2 protein-coding genes are annotated in these 2705 nt (G+C 72.7%); one reads left to right on the top strand and one right to left on the bottom strand.

Going from position 1 to position 2705, the window contains the following annotated elements; all coding sequences use genetic code 11:
- Positions 1 to 679: 679 nt before the first annotated feature.
- On the top strand, positions 680 to 1471 hold the full coding sequence (locus tag FNQ90_RS19000) for a tyrosine-protein phosphatase (protein WP_143623586.1): 792 nt from the start codon (positions 680 to 682) through the stop codon (positions 1469 to 1471).
- A gap of 105 nt (positions 1472 to 1576) precedes the next feature.
- Here the strand turns inward: FNQ90_RS19000 and FNQ90_RS18995 are convergent, their stop codons facing one another.
- Positions 1577 to 2653, bottom strand: coding sequence for a polyprenyl synthetase family protein (locus FNQ90_RS18995; protein ID WP_182607475.1), 1077 nt, complete (start codon positions 2651 to 2653; stop codon positions 1577 to 1579).
- Positions 2654 to 2705 lie beyond the last annotated feature (52 nt).

The raw sequence follows: 2705 nt of genomic DNA, 5'->3' as shown, positions 1-2705 counted from the left end.
GTCCCAGGGGGTGGCCTCGTGGCGCTGCGGGTGGGGCATCGGCGTCCTCGGACTTCGTCGGAACAGTGAACGCTGCCGGGCCGGCAGGTGCTGCGGGGATGCTCGGAAACCGCTCCGGGGGCGAGCGCCGAGGCGGACGCACGGCCGGACGGCGCCCGGGTGATGAGAGCTGACCTCCGAACGGACGGGTGGGCGGGGTGGTCGGGTCCCGGTTTCGAAGGACGCCGGAGTGGCGCCCGGCCCCACGCCGGTGCCCGCGTCGACGGGAACATCGACGAGCCGGGTCACCGGGAGGCGTTGACGTCGGGGAACACGATCCGACCGGATCCGTCCCGTCCGGGGGCCCACCGCACGCGCGCGGCGATCCCCCGATACGCGACCGTCGGAGGCGTTCACCCCTTCGCCACCGTGCGCCGTGGGGACGGCCTCCCGATGGAGGGTGGGGTCGATCGCTGAAACCAAACCGCCGCGATCATAACGTCATTCCGGAAACCCTCGACTTCGGGTATCCGGGAACAGCGGTCGTTGAAGCCGATACGGATGACACCGTCTTTCGCCATCAGCAGGAGGCGGGAGGGACCCCGCCGGGCATGGGCCCGGGACCTCCCATGCCGTAGGGTCGAGGCGTTCGGGCGCCGTCGGACTTGCCGGGACGGCGACCCCACGACGAGGAGGAACCGTGACGCAACAGTCCGCAGAGCCCCTGCTGACCGGAGTCCGCAACTTCCGTGACCTGGCCGGGCTCCCCGCGGGGGACGGCAGACGCATACGACCCGGTCGGTTCTTCCGCAGCGGACACCTGGCCAAGGCCACCGAGGAGGACCGCCGGGTCCTGGACTCCCTGGGGCTGCACACGATCTTCGACTTCCGCAACGCCGCCGATCAGGCGCTGGAGGGCGCGGATGTGGAACTGTCGGGTGTGCGGAACGTCAATCTGCCGCTCACCGACCCCGCCGACGGGGCGGACTTCTGGCGGATGGTGCGCCACGGTCAGCTGGCGCAGTTGCGCGCCGAACTGGAGGACGGCCGGGCGGCGGGCCGGATGGTGGCGTCCTACCGGATGATGATCCGCGAACGGCGCGACGAGCACGGTCGGGTGCTGCGATCGCTCGCCGGCGGCAGCACGCCGGTGCTGATGCACTGTGCGGCCGGAAAGGACCGCGCCGGGTTGACCGTCGCGATCACCCTGATCGCCCTCGGCATCGAGCGGGAGGCGATCATCGCCGACTACCTGAAGTCCAACATCGGGATCAACCGCTACCGGGTGACCCGGGGAAGCAACGCCGAGGGCGGTCTGTCGGAGGAGGTCATGGAGCTCCTGGCGCCGCTCTTCGACGCCCGGCACGAGTACCTGCAGGCGGCCTTCGACCAGATCGTCGTGGACTGGGGCGACACCGAGACCTACCTGCGCGAGGGTCTGGGCGTCGGTCCGGAACACCGGGAGCGCCTGCGCGACTCCTTCCTGCACTGAACCCCGCTCCGCCGGGCCTCCTTCCGAACCTTCTTCACCGCATGCCCGCCCGGGCGCGGCGCCGTACCCCGGAGAGGGGACACGACACCGCGCCCGGGCCCGGGTTCAGCGCTCGCGGATCACCACGAAGTCGGCCAGCGCGCGGAACCGCTCCCGCACCCGGTCCGGCATCGACAGGTCCTCGATCGCGGCCAGGGCGGCCACGTGCCGACGGCGCGCCTCCGCCTCGGTCCACTCCCGTCCACCGGCCTCCTCGATCAGCCCGGCCCGCTCGGCGAACTCCGCCTCGTCGAAGTCCTGGAACTCCGCCGGGGACTTCTTCGCGTCGGCCGTCAGCAGCGCCGTCAGCCGCCGGGCGGCGGCGTTGTCCGCCGCCACCGCCGCGACCACCGGCAACGACTTCTTGCGCCGGCGCAGGTCGCTCCAGGTCTGCTTGCCCGTGGAGCGCGGATCCCCCCAGATGCCGAGCAGGTCGTCCACCGCCTGGAAGGCCAGGCCCAGGTCGTGGCCGTATGCCTCCAGCGCGTCCGCGGTTCGGTCGTCGGCGCCGCCCAGAACCGCGCCGATGGAGGCGGCGCAGGCCAGCAGCGCGCCGGTCTTGTCCCCCTCCATCCGCAGGCACTCCTCGACCCCGACCATCTCCCGGTGCTCGAAACTGATGTCACGGGCCTGACCGTCGATCAACCGTCGCGTCGCCGAGGCCAGCCGCCGGGCCGCCCGGGCGGCGTGCTCCCCGCCCTCGGTCAGCAGGATCTCTCCCGCCAGGGCGAACAGCGCGTCACCGACGAGGATGGCGTGGGCCGGACCGTGCACCTTCCACACGGTGTCCCGGTGCCGGCGCTGCTCGTCACCGTCCATCAGGTCGTCGTGGAGCAGGGAGAAGTTGTGGACCAGTTCGACCGCCACCGCGCCGGGCACCCCGACGGCGGGGGTGGCCCCGGCGGCCTCGGCGGAGAGCACAGCGAGGGCGGGACGGACCGCCTTGCCGCCGTCCGCCTCGGCGGGGCGGCCGTCGGCGTCGATCCAGCCGAAGTGGTAGGCGGCCACGGTGTCCATGGGCGGCGCGAGCCGGTCCACGGCGGCCCGCAGAGCGGGGGTGGTCAGCGCGCGCCCCTCCTCCAGGAGCTCCCGGACGGCGGTGGTGTCGGGGGCGGTGGACTTCACTGGGGCTCCTCGGTTGATGCGGAGGGACGAACGTCGTTTTCCGGGCGGGCGGTCGGGGCGGGGCCCGGAG

It is taken from the genome of Streptomyces alkaliphilus (assembly GCF_014141535.1).
Lineage (GTDB): Bacteria > Actinomycetota > Actinomycetes > Streptomycetales > Streptomycetaceae > Streptomyces > Streptomyces alkaliphilus.
The sequence above is the reverse complement of the archived record's forward strand: the minus strand, read 5'-3'. Positions and strand labels throughout refer to the sequence as shown.